The organism is Chryseobacterium sp. IT-36CA2 (genome assembly GCF_949767875.1).
Taxonomy (GTDB): Bacteria; Bacteroidota; Bacteroidia; order Flavobacteriales; family Weeksellaceae; genus Chryseobacterium.
Map to the genome: position 1 here is coordinate 42,267 of NZ_CATKPG010000027.1, position 17,992 is coordinate 60,258.

General features: G+C 36.1%; 13 protein-coding genes. 9 read left to right on the forward strand and 4 right to left on the reverse strand.

What is annotated here, in order from left to right:
* The first annotated feature begins 35 nt into the window (after positions 1 to 35).
* The 5 genes from ACM6F9_RS22255 (at position 36) to ACM6F9_RS22275 (ending at position 9,945) form a co-directional block, all read left to right on the forward strand.
* A complete protein-coding gene (locus tag ACM6F9_RS22255) occupies positions 36 to 2,504 on the forward strand; it encodes a beta-mannosidase (RefSeq protein ID WP_414847688.1) in 2,469 nt (822 codons plus the stop codon).
* A gap of 137 nt (positions 2,505 to 2,641) precedes the next feature.
* Positions 2,642 to 3,550: an AEC family transporter gene (locus ACM6F9_RS22260; protein ID WP_414847689.1), complete on the forward strand. Its 909-nt coding sequence runs from the start codon at positions 2,642 to 2,644 to the stop codon at positions 3,548 to 3,550.
* 301 nt (positions 3,551 to 3,851) lie between these two features.
* Positions 3,852 to 6,299, forward strand: coding sequence for a primosomal protein N' (priA, locus tag ACM6F9_RS22265; RefSeq protein ID WP_414847690.1), 2,448 nt, complete (start codon positions 3,852 to 3,854; stop codon positions 6,297 to 6,299).
* Positions 6,300 to 6,460: 161 nt separating this feature from the next.
* On the forward strand, positions 6,461 to 7,930 hold the full coding sequence (gene dacB / locus ACM6F9_RS22270) for a D-alanyl-D-alanine carboxypeptidase/D-alanyl-D-alanine-endopeptidase (protein ID WP_414847691.1): 1,470 nt from the start codon (positions 6,461 to 6,463) through the stop codon (positions 7,928 to 7,930).
* A gap of 83 nt (positions 7,931 to 8,013) precedes the next feature.
* Positions 8,014 to 9,945 carry a M1 family aminopeptidase gene (locus ACM6F9_RS22275; protein WP_414847692.1) on the forward strand — a complete coding sequence of 644 codons (1,932 nt, stop codon included), beginning with the start codon at positions 8,014 to 8,016 and terminating at the stop codon, positions 9,943 to 9,945.
* 68 nt (positions 9,946 to 10,013) lie between these two features.
* On the opposite strand, the gene ACM6F9_RS22280 is transcribed toward ACM6F9_RS22275, so the two are convergent.
* Complete coding sequence (locus ACM6F9_RS22280; protein ID WP_414847693.1) at positions 10,014 to 10,892, reverse strand: cupin-like domain-containing protein; 879 nt, start codon at positions 10,890 to 10,892, stop codon at positions 10,014 to 10,016.
* A 158-nt stretch (positions 10,893 to 11,050) separates the two neighbouring features.
* Here ACM6F9_RS22280 and kbl point away from each other — a divergent pair, with 158 nt between their 5' ends.
* The 4 genes from kbl (at position 11,051) to gldG (ending at position 15,434) form a co-directional block, all read left to right on the forward strand.
* Positions 11,051 to 12,247, forward strand: a complete 1,197-nt coding sequence (kbl, locus tag ACM6F9_RS22285; RefSeq protein ID WP_105703114.1) for a glycine C-acetyltransferase — start codon at positions 11,051 to 11,053, stop codon at positions 12,245 to 12,247.
* Positions 12,248 to 12,419: 172 nt separating this feature from the next.
* A complete protein-coding gene (locus ACM6F9_RS22290) occupies positions 12,420 to 12,971 on the forward strand; it encodes a CopD family protein (protein WP_414847694.1) in 552 nt (183 codons plus the stop codon).
* Positions 12,972 to 13,030: 59 nt separating this feature from the next.
* Complete coding sequence (locus ACM6F9_RS22295) at positions 13,031 to 13,759, forward strand: ABC transporter permease (protein WP_414847695.1); 729 nt, start codon at positions 13,031 to 13,033, stop codon at positions 13,757 to 13,759.
* 4 nt (positions 13,760 to 13,763) lie between these two features.
* A complete protein-coding gene (gene gldG, locus ACM6F9_RS22300) occupies positions 13,764 to 15,434 on the forward strand; it encodes a gliding motility-associated ABC transporter substrate-binding protein GldG (RefSeq protein WP_414847696.1) in 1,671 nt (556 codons plus the stop codon).
* Positions 15,435 to 15,503: 69 nt separating this feature from the next.
* On the opposite strand, the gene ACM6F9_RS22305 is transcribed toward gldG, so the two are convergent.
* The 3 genes from ACM6F9_RS22305 to ACM6F9_RS22315 form a co-directional block, all read right to left on the reverse strand.
* Positions 15,504 to 16,169 carry a hypothetical protein gene (locus ACM6F9_RS22305; protein WP_414847697.1) on the reverse strand — a complete coding sequence of 222 codons (666 nt, stop codon included), beginning with the start codon at positions 16,167 to 16,169 and terminating at the stop codon, positions 15,504 to 15,506.
* A 489-nt stretch (positions 16,170 to 16,658) separates the two neighbouring features.
* The gene (locus ACM6F9_RS22310) at positions 16,659 to 17,297 is read right to left on the reverse strand and encodes a hypothetical protein (protein WP_414847698.1); all 639 of its coding nucleotides are present in this window, start codon (positions 17,295 to 17,297) and stop codon (positions 16,659 to 16,661) included.
* Between the two features lie 111 nt (positions 17,298 to 17,408).
* Complete coding sequence (locus ACM6F9_RS22315) at positions 17,409 to 17,837, reverse strand: DUF4268 domain-containing protein (RefSeq protein ID WP_414847699.1); 429 nt, start codon at positions 17,835 to 17,837, stop codon at positions 17,409 to 17,411.
* Positions 17,838 to 17,992 lie beyond the last annotated feature (155 nt).

The window sequence follows — 17,992 nt, forward strand, 5'->3', positions numbered from 1 at the left end:
CACAGGTGTTGTAATGATACAAAACAAAATTATTGATGAATAGAACGATCCTTTTTGCTTTCCTTTTCACGCAGAATATCCTTTTTGCACAGTTTTCCCAAAGAAGTTTGTCTTCTGAAAGCTGGCAGTTCAGAAATTCAAAAGACCAAAACTGGCTTCCTGCGAAAGTTCCGGGAACGGTTCATATGGATTTAATCGATAATAAAGTGATTCCCGATCCTTACAAAGATGAAAATGAAAAGAAAGTACAATGGATAGAAAATGAAGACTGGGATTATCAGACCGCATTTACGGTTTCTTCCGAAGAATTAAAGAATGAAAATATTGATCTTGTCTTTAACGGATTGGATACATTTTCAGAAATCTATCTTAATGGAAAACTGTTAAAGAAAACAGATAATATGTTCCGGAAATGGGCAATTCCGGTGAAACAGTATCTGAAAACAGGGAAGAATACGATTCAGATTAAGTTCAAATCTGCAGTTAATACAGGAAAGGAATTAGCCAAAAAAGTTCCGTTCACTATGCCGGAATCACCAAGAAGTTTTGTAAGAAAAGCACAATATCAGTTTGGATGGGATTGGGGACCAAGATTGGTCACGGCAGGAATTTGGAAAGATGTTCAGCTGGAATTCTGGAATAATGCCAAAATTATTACCGTCAAAGATATTCAGAACAGATCTGATAAAGGGGTGAATGATTTACATTTTGATGTAGAAATTTATGCGCAAAATGCCGGGAATTATACTTTAGATCTGAATAAAGCCCACCAAAAGATATCTTTAAAAAAAGGAATCAATACAATATCGGTGCCTTATGAAACAAGCGGAATGAAACTTTGGCAGCCTAACGGACGTGGTGAAGCCAACCTCTATAATTTTGAAATAAAGCTTTCAAAAGATCAAAAAAAGATTGATGGTAAAAATATCAGAATAGGCTTAAAAACGGTAGAATTTGTTCAGGAAAAAGACGAAAAAGGAAAATCATTTTACTTTAAAGTCAATGGACATCCATTGTACATCAAAGGAACCAACTGGATTCCGGGAGATAGCTTTTCACCGAGAATGACCAAAGAAAAATATCAGAAACTCATCAAAGATACCAAAGACGCCAATATGAATATGATTCGTATCTGGGGCGGAGGAATCTATGAAGACGATGAGTTTTACAAAGCCTGCGATGAGAACGGAATTCTGGTCTGGCAGGATTTTATGTTTGCAGGAAGTTTTTATCCGGCAGATGAAGCATTCTTAAACAATGTAAAAGAAGAAGTAAAAGATCAGGTCAGCAGGCTTCAAAATCACCCTTCAATTGCATTGTGGTGCGGGAATAATGAGATTGATGAAGCGATTGTCAACTGGGGATATCAGAAACAGTTCAAATATTCAAAAAACGACTCACTGCAGGTTTGGAAAGATTATAAGAAGTTGTTTCATGATGTAATTCCTAATGCTTTGGCCGAAAATCTGAAGTCAGATAAAAATATATATTGGCCAAGTTCCCCGTCTATCGGCTGGGGTCATAAGGAAAGTCTTACAGAAGGTGATTCCCATTATTGGGGAGTCTGGTGGGGTGAGCAACCTTTTGAAATTTATAACGAAAAAGTAGGGCGTTTCATGTCTGAATATGGTTTTCAGGGAACACCTGCTCTTGAAACTACAAAATCAATGTTTTCCGGAACTCCGGATTTAAGTCTACAAAATCCAACCATTAAAGCTCATGAAAAACATGCCCGTGGCTGGGACATCATTAATCAATACCTGAAACGTGATTATAAAATTCTGACCGATTTTATACAATACAATTACGTTTCACAACTGTTACAGGCAAGAGGAATGCAGATCGCTATCGAAGCTCACCGCCGTGCAAAACCCTATAATATGGGAACGCTGTATTGGCAGCTTAACGATTGCTGGCCGGTGGTATCATGGTCGTCCATCGATTATCTAGGAAACTGGAAAGCTTTCCATTATCAGGCAAAAAGAAGCTTTGAACCTGTGTTGGTATCAGTAGCTGAAACAGATAAAAGTTATGACGTTTATCTGATCAGTGATTTATTGAAGGAACTTAAAACAGACATAAAGTTTGAATTAATTGATTTTAAAGGAAAAACACTTTGGAAAGCCAATCAGTCAGATATTATCAATGCTGATGTAAGTAAGAAAATTAGAAGCATCAACAAATCAGAACTCGCTCAGATTGATTTGTCCGGAGCTATTTTAAAAATCAGTTCCGATAAAGATTCGAAATTCGAAAAGCTGTTCTTCTTTAATAAACCTAAAGATTTAAAACTTTCAAAACCTGAGATTACAATCAGAAAAATTTCATCCACTGAAATTGAAATATCAACGGACATCTTGGCAAAAGATGTTTACTTGATTGGAGATACTCACTTCAGTGATAATTTCTTTGATCTGTTACCGGGAACTTCAAAAAGGGTTACCCTCTCAAAACCTTTGGATAAAATTGAAATAATGAGTCTTTGGGAGGTGATGAAGAATTAAAATATAAAAGTTCTCCAAACCTTATAGGTTTTGATTACAATTGAAAAATTTCATTAAAATTCTACCGAAAAAAATATAAATTTTACCCTTCCAACTCAAAAATCAGCCGTAAATTTGCAGCATATTTCTTTATAATTATGGTAAATTTTGTTCTGATTGCAGTGTGTATCATTGCAGGAATGATATTCAAAGCAACAAAATCTATCCACCCCGATGCCCATAAAGGTATCAACACCTGGATTCTTTATCTTGCTCTTCCGGCAGTTTCATTTAAATATCTGCCTAAAGTAAAATGGACAACAGAAATGCTGTTCCCGATTGCGGCTACGTTCTTAATTTCTGTGTTCTGTTTCTTCTTTATGATGTTGTACAGTAAAAGCAAAGGGTATTCAAGGCGTTCCAGAAGTACCTTAGAACTGGCAAGTGGCTATAGTAATACTTCATTTATTGGATTTCCTTTAATCAGTGCATTTTATGGTGAAGGGCTTCTGAGCATTGCGATTATCTGTGATCAGACCATGTTTTTCTCTCTTTCCACGCTCGGAATTATTGCAGCAGTGAAAGGAGGAAGCAGATCAGGAAAGGTAAGTGCACTATTTATTTTAAAAAGACTTGTTACGTTTCCTCCATTAATTGGATGTATTTCTGCTTTAGTATTGTCGCAGTTCATTGATTTTACCGTTGCAGAACCGTTCTTTGATAAGCTGGCAGCAACAGTAAGTCCATTAGCTTTATTTTCAGTAGGATTACAGCTGAAATTCAACGGATGGAAAAAGCTGATACCCCAGATGTCAATGTCTATGCTGTATAAATTAATTCTGGCACCTGCAATGGTTCTGGGAATGGCTTTGTTATTCGGAATAAAAGGAGATGTAGCAAAAATTACGGTATTTGAAGCAGCAATGCCTACACTCGTTACCTCAAGTATCATTGCAGAACAATTTAGACTGAATACAAAACTGACCAATCTGATCATCGGAGTCAGTATTATTGTCGGATTTTTTACCTCCGCATTCTGGTATGAGATGACGGAACTTCTTTTTTAATGATAAGCTATCGTTTATTAATATGGGCATTCTTTGTTGTTTTGGAGGGATATTTTTGCTGAGTGGAACACCTTTGCGAACGAATTAGACAATTCATCATAGCTTTGCAAACATCGCGTTATAATCTAGGTTTTGGCTAAAGCCTATTGAAATTTTACTTCTATCAAACGGACTTTAGTCCGTTCGTATTGAATATTTTTTCTAAATTGGATTTCAAGGTCTGTTAAAGAAGCTTGAAACAATCTCCACAAAGTTGCAGTTCTCTCAGGAAAAATCTAATTTTACACTTTAAATATTTCCCTTGCAATACGCTCAAATTGTTTTACCCCTAAACCTGAAAGGATCTTTTACGTATAAAGTTCCTGAAGAAATGATGTCTGAAATCCAGCCTGGGATGCGTGTCCTGGTACCGTTTGGCGGAAAGAAGATCTACACGGGAATTGTATTTGAACTTCATAATAACGCACCGGAAAACTTTGTGGCAAAAGAAGTCATCAGCATGCTGGATGATAAACCGATTATGCCTGAGGAACAGATTAATTTCTGGAACTGGCTTTCGGAATATTATCTTTGCAGCCTTGGTGAAATTTACCGATTTTCTTTTCCTTCTTCGTTAAAACTGGAGAGCGAAACCTATTTAAAATTAAAACCGGGTGTAGTTGTTGATTTTGAAAATCTGGATGTCAACGAGATGTACCTGATTCAGGCATTGGAAGTACGGCAGCTGATCAATCTGACAGATATTGAAGCTTTTATTCCTAAAAAGGATATTATTAAAACCATCAATTCATTAATTGATCTTCAATATATTGAGATTGATGAAAAAATTGCTGAGAAATATAAAGCGAAAGAAGTAGCATATGTAAGAATCAATGATGAGGTTTTGGCCAATCAGAATCTTACTGATGTACTTTTAAAACTGAACAGAGCTCAAAAACAGAAAGATCTTTTCCTCCTTATTTTAGAAAAACAAACGGAAAATCCTGATGTTCCTATAAAAAAATCGGAGCTGTTTGAGGATGGCTATTTTGGAAGTTCGCACTTCAAACCTTTAGCAGACAAAGGTCTTGTAGAAGAATATTACATGCAGAAGGACAGAATTGAAAGCTATGAAGGAGAAATTGAAGAGCTTGAAGAACTTTCCGAACAGCAGAAAATTGCAAAGTCTGAAATTGATGAAGCTTTTGAAGAAGGGAAGAATGTTCTGCTTCATGGGGTTACTTCATCAGGAAAAACGCATATTTATTTAGAGAAAATTGATGAGTGTATCAGAGAAGGAAAAAATGTTTTGTTTTTACTTCCAGAAATTTCTCTGACGAAACAGATTACCCAAAGGTTAGAAAAGAAATACGGAAGACAGCTTGGCTTTTATCACCAGAAACTAACTGATTTTGAGAGGGTAGAAGTATGGAGAAGAATCAGGCAAAATGATATCCGTATTCTGATCGGAACCCGTAATGCTTTATTTTTGCCTTATCAGAATCTGGGACTTATTGTTGTAGATGAGGAACATGATTCTGCATACAGACCGAGAGAGGCTTCTCCTTATTTTAATGCCAAAGATGCATCATTGGTGTTGGGTGGATTTTACAATGCGGGAGTAATCTTAGGTTCCGCAACTCCTTCCGTTGAAAGTTATTACAGAGCCCGAAAAGATAAAATGAAATATGTTTTCCTGAATGAAAGATTCGGGAATGTTAATCTGCCGGAATATGAACTGATCAATTTCAAAGAAGCCCAGGAATCTAAAAAGGTTTCCGGAAATTTTTCTTTGAAATTGATTGAAGAAATCAAGAAAACGGTGGATGAAAAAAATCAGGCGATCGTTCTGCACAATCGTCGTGGTTATTCTAATGTCATTGAATGTGAGAGCTGCGGTTATGTGAATTACTGTTCCAATTGTGATGTTGTTATGACGTATCACAAGGCTGCTAATGAAATGAAATGCCACTATTGCGGACAAAGAGCTTCAAAACCAAGAACCTGCCCGAAATGTAATTCCGAAAAACTAAACGAAAGAGGAGTTGGGGTAGAGCAGATTCATGAGGAAGTTACCAAGCTTTTCCCCGAAAATGAGGTGGATAGAATGGATGTGGATTCTATGCGTAAGAAATTTGCCTACGAAAAGCTGTATGAAAAGATTGAGGATGGAGAAACTGATATTATCGTAGGAACACAGATGATTTCCAAAGGTCTTGATTTTGATCATATCGAATTGGTAACCATTCCTAAAGCAGATTCCTTATTATATGTACAGGATTTCAGAGCGGAAGAAAGAGCTTATCAGCTGATCACGCAGGTTTCAGGTAGAGCGGGAAGGGTTTCCGGAAAAGGGAGAATCCTGATTCAGACCTATAATCCAGAGCATTCTGTATTTCAGCTGATCAAGATGAATAATCCAGCGAAGATCTATAAATATATCCTTACAGAACGCCAAAAATTTCATTATCCGCCATTTACCAAGCTGATTATGATTGAAATGAAGCACAGAAGAGAAGATAAAGTAGACCGTGCTTCTCAGTTTCTGGGTTCTATCCTTAGAAAATACCTTCCGGAAGATTGTGTTTTAGGCCCTGAGAGAGCCCAGATTGCAAGACTGAATAACCTGTATCAATTCCAGATTATGCTTAAACTTCCCCGCGGGAAAAACTATGAGAAATTCAAAAATATGGTTTTGATAAGTTTGAAAGAATTTGATGAAATTACTGCTTATCAAAGCATTAAAAAAGATGTTTTTGTGGATTTTTAACAATTTTTAACAAACTTTACACTCTTTTATAAGACGCTGGTAGCTCGTTGTATTACAATAATTTCTACTTTTGGACGTTGATTAAGTGTTTGGCTTTTGTATCGGATGATTTAACCTATCATTTTTTATAGAGTCAAAACTATAGAACTAAAAGAAGATAGATGGTAAATTTCAGAAAATATTTTTCAAGTGCGGCGGTGTTGGCTTCTGGTCTTTTCCTGGCTCAGTCTACCGTTTCTACCGTTCTTTATTCTCAGAATTATGACAGTCAGAAAAGCAGCTTAAACCTGCCTTCACCCGTTAGTACGATGGTGGAGAAAACTGTTTTGTCAGCAAAAGAACTAGTAGATATTAACGTAAACACAATGATGGCGGATCCTGTGCTGAAAAATGCAAGCTGGGGATTCGTAGTGTACGATCCGAAAACGAAGAAAGTAATCTCTTCGTATAATGAAAACACTCCTTTAGTACCTGCTTCTACTACAAAGCTCCTTACAACGGAAACAGCATTGAACCTTTTGGGTGAAAACTACCGTTGGATGACTCAGCTTGAGTATTCAGGGACTATAGATGAAAATGGAGTCTTAAATGGAAATCTTTATGTGATAGGAAGCGGTGACCCCTCTTTGGGAACCAATAAAGCTGGTGCTTCATCTTATAGAGATATCATTTCAGATTTCGTAGGCGGAGTTTCAAGAGAGGGAATCAAAAAGGTAAATGGTGATATTATCATTCAGACAGCGCTTTTCAAAGGCAATATTTCAGTGCTTCCGGAAAATGTTGTATGGTTGGAAAACAATAATTACTATCTGCCCGCTGGAAGTACCCGAGATATTAACCCGGCCAACGAAAAACTGATTGTTAAAAAAGGAAGTTTCTCTACAGATAAGAAGTTTTTCTACGTTTCTCCTTACAATCATCAGATGGTATATGCTGATAAATATGAAGGAAACGGAGCTTTAACAACCAAAGTTCCTGACGCTCCGGCATTTCTTGCCAACTCATTCAGAACTACATTAGTGAAAAGCGGAATTCCTGTTACCGGAAAAGTAAGTCCGAAAATGACAGATTCAGCTCCGGAAGGCAGAAAAATGCTTTCAGCTTATAAATCTCCAACCTTAGGTGATATTATTTATTATACTAATCAGCATAGTGATAATTCATTAGCAGAAGCTTTATTAAGAACTGTAGGATATCAGAAAATGGGTGACCAGACTTCAGAATCTGGAAGAGTAGTGGTGACCAATCACTTAAGAGAGGCAGGTTTTGATATGAATGGTCTTAATTATATGGATGGAAGTGGTCTTTCAAGAAGCAATAATGTAACTCCTATTTCTCAGGCAAAATTTCTTACTTCTTTGATGGATCAGAAATATTACAGATCTTATCTGACTTCTCTTCCCATTGGAGGACAATCCGGAACATTAAAAAGAATGTTTATCGGAGGAGGTAACGGACAGGTTTTTGCTAAAACAGGAACTTTAAATAAAGTAAAAACATTAGCCGGATATCTGAAAACAAATTCCGGGAAAACATTGGTGTTCTCTTTAATGGTGAATAACTATTCCGGATCTGTAGATATGGTGAAAAAGAGAATGGAAAAAATTCTTGAACCCGCACTGGATCTTTAAAAATATTTTATTTTATATATTATAACAGCCTTTTAATCATTGATTAAAAGGTTTTTTTTATATTTGATTAAATTTTTCAAAACATGACAAAATTGTACCTTTTGGTGTTGGGGTTTATATTATCCCAGCAGTTCTATGGCCAGAAGCATGAGCAAAACATAGATATGAAAGGATTGATCGAAAAAGAGAAACAATCCTTTACTCAGAAAATGAATATTGGGAATACGAACCCCAATACACTGAATTATGACTTGCAGTATCAAAGAATGGATGTCAGTCTGGATCCTGCAGTATATAATATCTCAGGTTCAGTAACTTCGCATTTCAAACCTAACCAAAGTATGGGAAGTATTTATTTTGATCTTTCCAATTCATTAACGGTTTCTCAGGTGAAGTATCATGGAACTAACATTACTAGCTTTCAACAGCTTCCTTCAAAAGAATTGAAAATTGATTTCCCAGCTTCCATTCCTGCTAATACATTAGATTCACTTACTATTTATTATGCAGGAGCACCATCCACAAGCAATGATGCTTTCAAAACAGCACTTCAGAGCGGAACTCCGGTACTTTCTACTTTGAATGAACCTTATGGTGCACAGGACTGGTTTCCGACAAAACAGAGTTTGAATGATAAAATTGAAAGATTTGATTTTAAAATTACAACTCCATCCAATTACAGCGTGGCTGCTAACGGAAAGCTGATGTCTGAAACTTTTCCTACAGGATCTACAAAGCTTACCTTCTGGAGAACAATGTATCCTACAGCAGCATATCTGATTGCTTTGTCTATCACTAACTTTGTGAAGCTTACTGATACAATGGGAAATCCTCCGTTTCCTTTTGTGAACTATATTTATCCATCTACTAATTCAAATGCTGCCAGTATAGCTAATATTGACTGGACGAAGCAGGTGATGAATACTTTTGAAACGTATTTTGGTTCTTATCCTTTCCGTAATGAAAAATACGGCCATATGGAATTTATGTATGGAGGAGGTATGGAGCATCAGACCATGTCTTCTATGGGAGGATGGAGCAAACAGCTTATTGCTCATGAACTTACCCACCAGTGGTTTGGGGATAAGGTGACTTGTGGTGCCTGGAATGATATCTGGCTGAATGAAGGTTTTGCTACTTTTGGAGAGCATGTTGCCAATGAAAAACTACTGATGACCAATACTGAATTTTTGAATTACTTACAAGGTCAGTCCGGCTATATTACCGGAAGTGTAGGAGGAAGTGTTTATGTACCTGATAGCGGACTTTCCAGTATCAACAGGATTTTCGATAGCAGGCTTACGTATGCTAAAGGAGGATATATCCTGAGAATGCTGAAATGGGCTTTAGGAGATGCTGCTTTTTATCAGGCACTTAAAGATTATCATGCGAGACCGAATCTGGCCTACAGCTATGCGCGTACAGCTGATTTTAATGCTTCTCTGCTTCAATCTACGGGTACAGATTTTACAGAATTTTTTAATGACTGGGTGTATGGGGAAGGATATCCTACTTATAATATAAAATGGATGCAAAACGGGAATCAGGCTTTATTTAAAGTTTCTCAGACCCAGAGCAGCTCTACGGTAAGTTTCTTTGAAATGCCGTTACCTATTAAAGTAACCGGAACTTCAGGGCAGACTGCTTATTTGGTTCTTAACAATACTTCAAATAATCAGAGCTTTTTACAGTCTGTAACATTCCCGATTGCAAGTGTTCAGTTTAATTATGAATATCAGATTCTTGAGAAAAACTCTACCGTTACTCAGGATAATACTTTAAGTGTTTCTTCTGCTGAGAAAGAAGGTTTTGGTTTATATCCAAATCCTGCCAAAAATGAAATTAACCTTAAAGGTATTAATAGAGCTGTAGATTATACCATTCATGCTATAGATGGTAAACTGGTAGGAAAAGGAACTTATCAGCCAGGTAAAGCAATCGGAATTTCAGAATTGGTTCCTGGAGCTTATTTTATTACCATTGATGAAAAGAATATTAAATTTATCAAACATTAAAATGGCAGAAGGTAAGGTATGAATGATTACTTTTATCAAAATCAATCACAATATAACAAAAGAAGCTTTCAGATTTGAAAGCTTCTTTGTTTTTTGGCCGCTCTGGTTCCTCTTTCCCGGGCTATTTTTACTTTATAGCTAAACCATTTTTCTTTGAATATTCTACGCATGAGATTATCAAAATGCCGGATAATGACTAAGTTTTTAAAGCCCCGCCATTTTTCAAGAGCACTCGATGGAAGGGCTCTTACTGATATAGAGTATCCTTCCGCATCATATTGAATATAATGCCACCATCCGGAAGGAATATAAAGCGTTTCACCGGGATGAATAATTGCTTCATAACCATTTAAATAGAGTAGCGCCGGATATTTTCTGTAATTCGGATTTTTTATCTGAGTAAGACTGTGAAAATTATAAGGCAGTTTGTACATAAAATCAGACTGTTCCCAAGGGAAAAGCCATACTCTTTTGATTCCCTGAAATTGCGTAATGAAAACATGTGACATGTCAATATCAATATGATTTCTGGTAACAGAACCTTCACCACCAAAGAACATAAAAGGAAGCCATTTTAATATTTTCCCATTCGTAACATCATTGTAGATGATATCGTTCTTAAGCTCAGGCTTTATTTTTAGTAAATTAAATAAGAAAAGTCTGTGTTCTGTAGGGGCAGATTGTATCAGATCAAGGTACTCTGAAAATGTGGTTTGTGCGATAGGATCACTTGCGACTCTGTCCAGAGAATCAAGTTCACTGCCATATATATTAACCATTTGATCACCTGCAATTTCTTTGAAATATTCATAATTCCACTTTTTGAAAGCTGGACTTTCCGGGTGCATAAAGTTTTCAAGAATAATGGGAATTCTCGGTTTCATATGGGTGTTAATGAAGGTTTCTGAACTGATTTTCTTTGTTTTTTGTACCGGCTTTAGTCTCATGCATTAAAATTTTAAACAAATATAAATATTATCCTACTAAATTTGTAGACTAATGATGTTAAAACTTAAATCAATATTGATTTTTTAGAATTAAACTGATAAAAGGTTTTATTTTACTGCCTTTTTAGTAAATTAGCACATCTAAAAAATTACCAAAAATGATCTCTGAAAAATACCTTCAACATTTACAGAATGAACTTCAGAATATTGAGAATGACGGACTTTACAAAAGAGAAAGAATCATCACTTCTCAACAAAGTGCAGAAATAGAAGCCAACGGAAAAAAGCTTTTGAACTTCTGTGCGAATAATTATCTGGGATTATCAAACCATCCGGAAGTAATGAAAGCTTCTCAGGAAATGATTCAATCTCATGGATATGGAATGTCTTCTGTACGTTTCATCTGTGGAACACAGGATATTCACAAGGATCTTGAGAAAAAAATCGCTGATTTCTTAGGTCTTGAAGATACTATTCTTTATGCAGCAGCATTTGATGCGAATGGTGGGGTTTTCGAACCTTTGTTTACAGAAGAGGATGCTATTATTTCAGATGAATTGAACCACGCATCTATCATTGATGGTGTTCGTTTGTGTAAGGCAGCTAGATATAGATATAAAAACAATAACATGGCTGATCTGGAAGCTCAGTTGATTGCAGCTTCTGAAAAGAATCACCGTTTCAAAATTATTGTTACAGACGGAGTATTCTCAATGGATGGTATCGTTGCAGACTTAAAAGGAGTTTGTGACCTTGCTGATAAATATGATGCTTTGGTAATGGTAGATGATTCTCACGCAACAGGTTTCATCGGGAAAACAGGTCGTGGAACTCATGAGGCTAATGAAGTAATGGGTAGAGTAGATATTATCACTTCTACTTTAGGAAAAGCTTTAGGAGGAGCTTTAGGAGGATTTACTTCCGGTAAAAAAGAGATCATTGATATGCTGAGACAGCGTTCAAGACCTTATTTATTCTCTAACTCTCTGGCGCCTGGAATCGTCGGAGCTGCTTTGAAAGTATTGGATATGATTTCTGATGATACATCCCTTCGTGATAAAGTAATGGAAAATGCAGAATATTTCAGAACGGAAATGAAAGCGAAAGGTTTCGATATTCCTGAAGGAGATGCCGCTATTGTTCCGGTCATGCTTTACGATGCACCGCTTTCTCAGAAAATGGCTGAAAAGCTTATGGATGAAGGTATTTACGTAATCGGATTCTTCTATCCTGTAGTACCGAAAGGAAAAGCGAGAATCAGAGTACAGCTATCTGCGGCTCATACGAGAGAACATTTGGATAAAGCCATTGCCGCTTTTGAAAAAGTAGGAAAAGAATTAGGAGTGATCTCTTAATCGTTGAATTGATTACAACAATGAAAATATAATGTTCGGCTCGGGCAGCTTTGCTGCCCCGAGCCGAACTATTTTTTATAGAAATCTATTTTTACTTATATTTTCCTGATCAAAAGAAATTTATTTTTAACAATTATATAATAAGCTTATCTTTGCTGTTAATTTTTTCTGAATGCTTTATACAATAATCAAAGCGCTGCACATTATTTTTATGGTAAGCTACTTTGCGGGGATTTTTTATCTCGTGAGGATTTTCGTTTACTATAAGGATACCGATGAATTTCCGGAAGAAAAAAAGAAAATTCTGAGGGAGCAGTATACTTTTATGGCCAGAAGACTGTGGAATATTATTACCGTTCCGGCGGGGGTAATTATGACGGTATGCGGATTGGTCATGATTTTTCTAAATCCTGGGTTGATGAAGATGGGTTGGTTTCACCTGAAACTTACTTTCCTTATCGGGCTTGCTATTTACCATTACTGGTGCTGGAAAAAAGTCCTTCATTTAAAAATATTGAGTGGAAATACACTACCAATTGCCAATATCAAACTGAGACAGGCTAATGAAATTGCAACTTTCATTTTGTTTCTGGTGGTATTTACAGTCATTTTAAAATCAATGGTGATCGAATACTGGTGGCAATTAATTACAGGATTTTTCGTTCTTGTATTTCTTATCATGATGACAGTGAAACTGGTTAATAAAAATAAAAAAAACAAATAATTGTGGAGTAGGACGTATGCTTTAATACATTCATCCTTTTTACATCTTACAAAAAAACTATGATTGCAATTTTAAAGAAAGAACTTTGGAGTTACTTTGGAAACTGGAGTGCATGGGTGATTATTGCCGCTTTCAGTTTGATAGCAACCCTTTTCCTGTTCTTTTTCGACAACGATTCTAATATTTTTGAGATCGGAATGGCCTCATTGCAGAGCTATTTCGTTTTGGTGCCATGGCTGTTGATGTTTATCATTCCAGCACTTTCCATGAAAACTTTTGCAGAAGAACAGCAAACCGGAACATTAAACTGGCTTTTTTCACAACCATTAAAGGTTTCAGAACTGGTTGCCGGAAAATTTCTTTCCGTATGGATTGTTGGTATTTTATGCCTTATTCCTTCATTAATTTACCTTTATACAGTATATGTGCTGGGAGTTCCTGCAGGGAATATTGACCTTGGGATGACCTTCGGAAGCTACCTTGGGCTAATCATGCTAATCGCAGCATTTTCAGCAGTGGGAATTCTGGCCTCTTCATTATCTCAAAACCAGATTATGGCCTATTTGCTGGGGGTTTTCATGTGTTTTATTATGTATTTTGGAATCGAGCAGCTGGCAAGCTATAAATTATTGGGGGGAGCGGACTTTATTCTTCAGAATATTGGTTTCTATCAACATTTCTTAGGCTTTACAAGAGGGCTTATTGATTTTAAAGATGTAGCCTATTTCGTCCTTGTTATCGGTGCTTCATTAGTATTGTCTAATCATTTTATTAACAAAAAGAAGTAGAATCATGAAGAAGTTCAATGCTAAATCTCCACTGGGAATTTTCTTAATTGTAATTGTTCCTTTAGTGATTATCCTGACCTATTCAGGAATCCGATTAGACTTAACAAAAGAAAAAAGATATACACTTTCAGATAACACCATCAAAGTCTTGGAGTCCGTGAAAAAGCCTCTGACTGTTGAAGTATACCTGGAAGGTGACTTTCCTGCAAGTTTCAAGCAGTTACAAAGCGAAACGAAATTCATGCTGGAAGAATTCAGAAAAATTAATCCGAAGATTGATTTTAAATTCATAGACCCGATCAAAACAAAAATGTCCCAGGATACCCTGATGGCAATGGGTATGCAGCCGTCTATTCTTCCGGATGTAAAAGACGGAAAGATCTCACAGATCACTCTTTTCCCATACGCTGTGATCAAATATGGAGATGGCGGAGCTTCTATACCATTGGTAGTACAACAGGCGGGAATTGATGCTGATCAGCAGCTGACAAGATCTATTGAAGGATTAGAGTACAATCTTGTTTCCAATATCAAGAATATTGCAGCAGCTAAGAGAAAGAAAATCGGAATCCTGGTGAATCATGATGAGCTAAATCCAGACGAATTCCAGGGATTTGTACAGCTGGCCATGGAAAACTATGATGCCGGACCTATTATTCCTAAAAATCAGACTGAGCTTTCGTTGGAAGATATTCCACTGTTGAAACAGATGAGCGCTTTGGTGATTGCAAAACCAAGAAAAGCGTTTACAGATAATGAAAAAGTAATTCTTGACCAGTACATCATGAATGGAGGGAAAACCCTTTGGATGATTGATGCAGTAAATGCTGAAATGGATACTTTAACGAGATCCAAAAAAGTAATGCCTTTCCCGGTAGATATTAATATGACAGACTTCTTTTTCAATTATGGGTTGAGAATCAATCCTGCTTTGGTAAAAGACGTTAAAAAGTTTGCCCTTTTAAGACTGGTTACAGGTGAAGTGAGCGGAAATCCTCAGTATACGAGCTTACCTTGGCCTTATTATCCACTTGGAATTGCTGAAAGTAATGACCCTATCACAAAAAATATCAATCCCGTAAAATTTGAATTCCCAACTTCCATTGACACATTAGGTGGAAGAAAGAATATCAAAACAAAAGTTCTTTTCGAATCCAGTGAAAGAACATTGTTGAAACAGGTTCCAAACTATGTTGATTTGAAAGAAATTGCAAGCGTAGACAGTCTTGGACAAATGGAAAAACCAAGTACTCCAAAGATCTTTGCTGTTGCTCTGGAAGGGAAATTTAATTCTGCATATGCATCAAGAATTGAAAGAAAATCTTACCCTGGATTCAAAACATCAAGTCCGGAAAACAAAATGATCGTTATCGCAGACGGAGATGTAGGAAGAAATAAAGTGATCAAAGGAAAACCACTTCCATTGGGAGTAGATCTTTTAACCAACGAGCAGTTTGGAAACGAACAGTTCCTTAGAAACGCTTTAGATTATTTGCTGGATGACAGTAACCTGATGGAGCTGAGAAACAGAAATATTGAAGAAAGGCTTCTTGACAGGCAAAGAATTACCGAAGAGAAATCGACATGGCAGTGGCTGAATTTATTGCTTCCACTTGTGATTATCGGTCTTATCGGAGGGTTGTTCTTCTGGTTAAGAAAAAAGAAATTTGGATAAAATATAAAACTCCCGGAAGACTTTCTTCCGGGAGTTTTGTTAATAATATTGAACCTTGTCTTATCGGAATTAATTCAGTTTAATAACTCCTGAAGAAGGTGCTCCACCACCCGAAGGAGGAGGTCCGCCTGCAGAAGCCTGATCGGATAACATACGGTACTGTGATGTTCCTTTTTCAGTTTTGATCGTCCCGGAAACTGTATACAGATAAAGATCCCCCGAAACAGAATAACTGTTTGCAGAATTGTTTACGTAAAAATTAATTTGTACTGTTGACATTTTTTTTGCCATTTCCAGGAACGTGTTCATCAACGTGGTGATTTGAGCTTCAGTAAGCCCTTTTGATTTCATCAGATTCTTTGTTTTCTCATAAGATGCTGAAGCACCTCCACCACCAAAAAACCAGGTCCATACAGATAGATTGGCGCTTGCTGATGTTTTTTCAAACTCCCTGAGCTCTTCTTTGGCGCTGGCATTCAGCATTCCCATAGCAAGATCATTGAGTTTTTTTACATCTTCGCTGGACATAGCATTGATCTGAAGTTTTGCCTTGATTCTCCCTTCTGTGTGAGCAGGTACTGTGTAGGAAAGTCCTGTAAGCTGGCCTTGTCCTGCTACTTCAATAGAGTAGGACTCTGTGGATTCTCCGGTTAAACTTTCCGGTTGATCGAAAATAACTCTCTGAAAAGGATCATTAATCCCTACCTCAGTTCTTGTGATTTCAATTGTTTCCATGTTTTTGCTTTTGGTTGTTGATTAGTTTTTACCCCTTATAACGTTATAATGAGTCGGTTTTTTTCTACTTTAGGAACCCAAAGTAACAAAGAAAAAAAGAAGAATTTTAGAGTATAAATAACCAAAAACCATCTTGTGTGAAAATACCTAATGGTCTGTTTAATAAATAATTGATGTTATTTTAAGAAGTAAGTAATAGCTGGGTTTACAGCTTATTCTGATACTTTTCCAGAACGTTCCAGATCCCATAAAAAGCATCATTCCCTTTTTTATCAGAGAAATTGGTGTTGAAGATCATAATAAGTATTAAAAAAAGACTGCCTCAATAAAGAGACAGCCATTATTATTTTTCTAAAGATTCAATCTGATAAAAACAGATTAATCTGCATAGATGTTTATTAAGTTCAGGATTGAATTACTTCCTGCCTGATAAAAAATAGAGTTAACTTCGATTAATAATTTTTTGAGATAAGTGTTTTTTAGTAGAAATTATTGCTGATAGGCTTCTTTTGGAAGTAGAGCGGCAGTTCTGTAATAACTAATATCCGTAGATGTTTGTGCCTGAAGGTCTGGAAAAGTATCATAATCATAATGAGACCAGTTTTCTTCGTGATCAGGATCTGAGGTTTTATCTACAGCCAGTTCCAATTTTCCATCTTCCTGATAGCTGCATTCTATTGCTGCGTATTTTTCACCACCTTCGTCGTTGGTATACCAGCATTTTATCGTTCTTTCAAGTTGCGGTTCATGTGTTTCGTTGTCTATAACCTGGGAACAGATAAAGTTTTCAGGATCATCAGTTTTGAAAACGGTTTTAGAAATTAAAGGCAGATCATCCACAGATAAGGAATACAGTTTATTGGTAGAGATAATAAAACCGTCGTTGGTTTCCCTTTTTTCAATATCAAAAAAATCTGATTTTTCCTTGAGATAATCTACCACCTGTGCCTCATCCTCTCCGTCACTTAGAAAATAATTGATGTTATAAACAGTATCTTCATTGATGAATTCAATTTCTTTTAAGAAATCGGAACCTTCCTCATAATAATACAGATGATATTCGTTTAGCTTCACAGCTTTACTTTTGGAGAGAATTTCTCCAAAAATGTTTTTGTACACTTTTCTCATTTTTAATCATGTTAGTTAGTTTCATCTATTAGTTTAAGTGGTGGAGCAAAGATAAGTTTTCTTTTTTTATATTAATATGAAGCATAAAACAGTATTTATTTCGTAATTATTTTATATTTTCTTTATAAAATCCTCATATTCATAATAAAACCTTTCGAAACCGTCCATTTTGTCCACAAAAAACTCAAAAATTTCTTGCCAGGTATTTTTATTAAAAATAGAAACTCCATGTTTTTCGATCCATATTCTGCTGATAATCTTGCCGTTTTCCAGGGTGAAATATTCTTCTTTTTGAAAATCTCCAATGAAATCTTTTAAAATATCTTCCAGGGACCAGATCTTTTCGTAGTAGGCATTTCGGAAAATTTCGTCTTTCATTTCGATATCCAGAGAAACTTCCGCTTTTTTGTTGTCGGCAGAAAATTTAAATGACATATCCTTGATTTTGGTATCATAAAGAATCCATTTTCTGGGAAATGACCTTCCGAAAGCAGTCCAAAATTCTTTTTTTAATTGCTGCGCCTCTTGTTTACTGAACATATCGCAAACATAGCGATTTAATAGGAGAAAGGCAAAAATGTAGTAGTAAAAACCGTAAAATTACGGATAAGACAGATAAGATAAAAACCGTAAAGGCAGAAGAAACAATTGATGAAAATTGTCTTTTTTCAAATATTAAACAATTTTCTTATTTT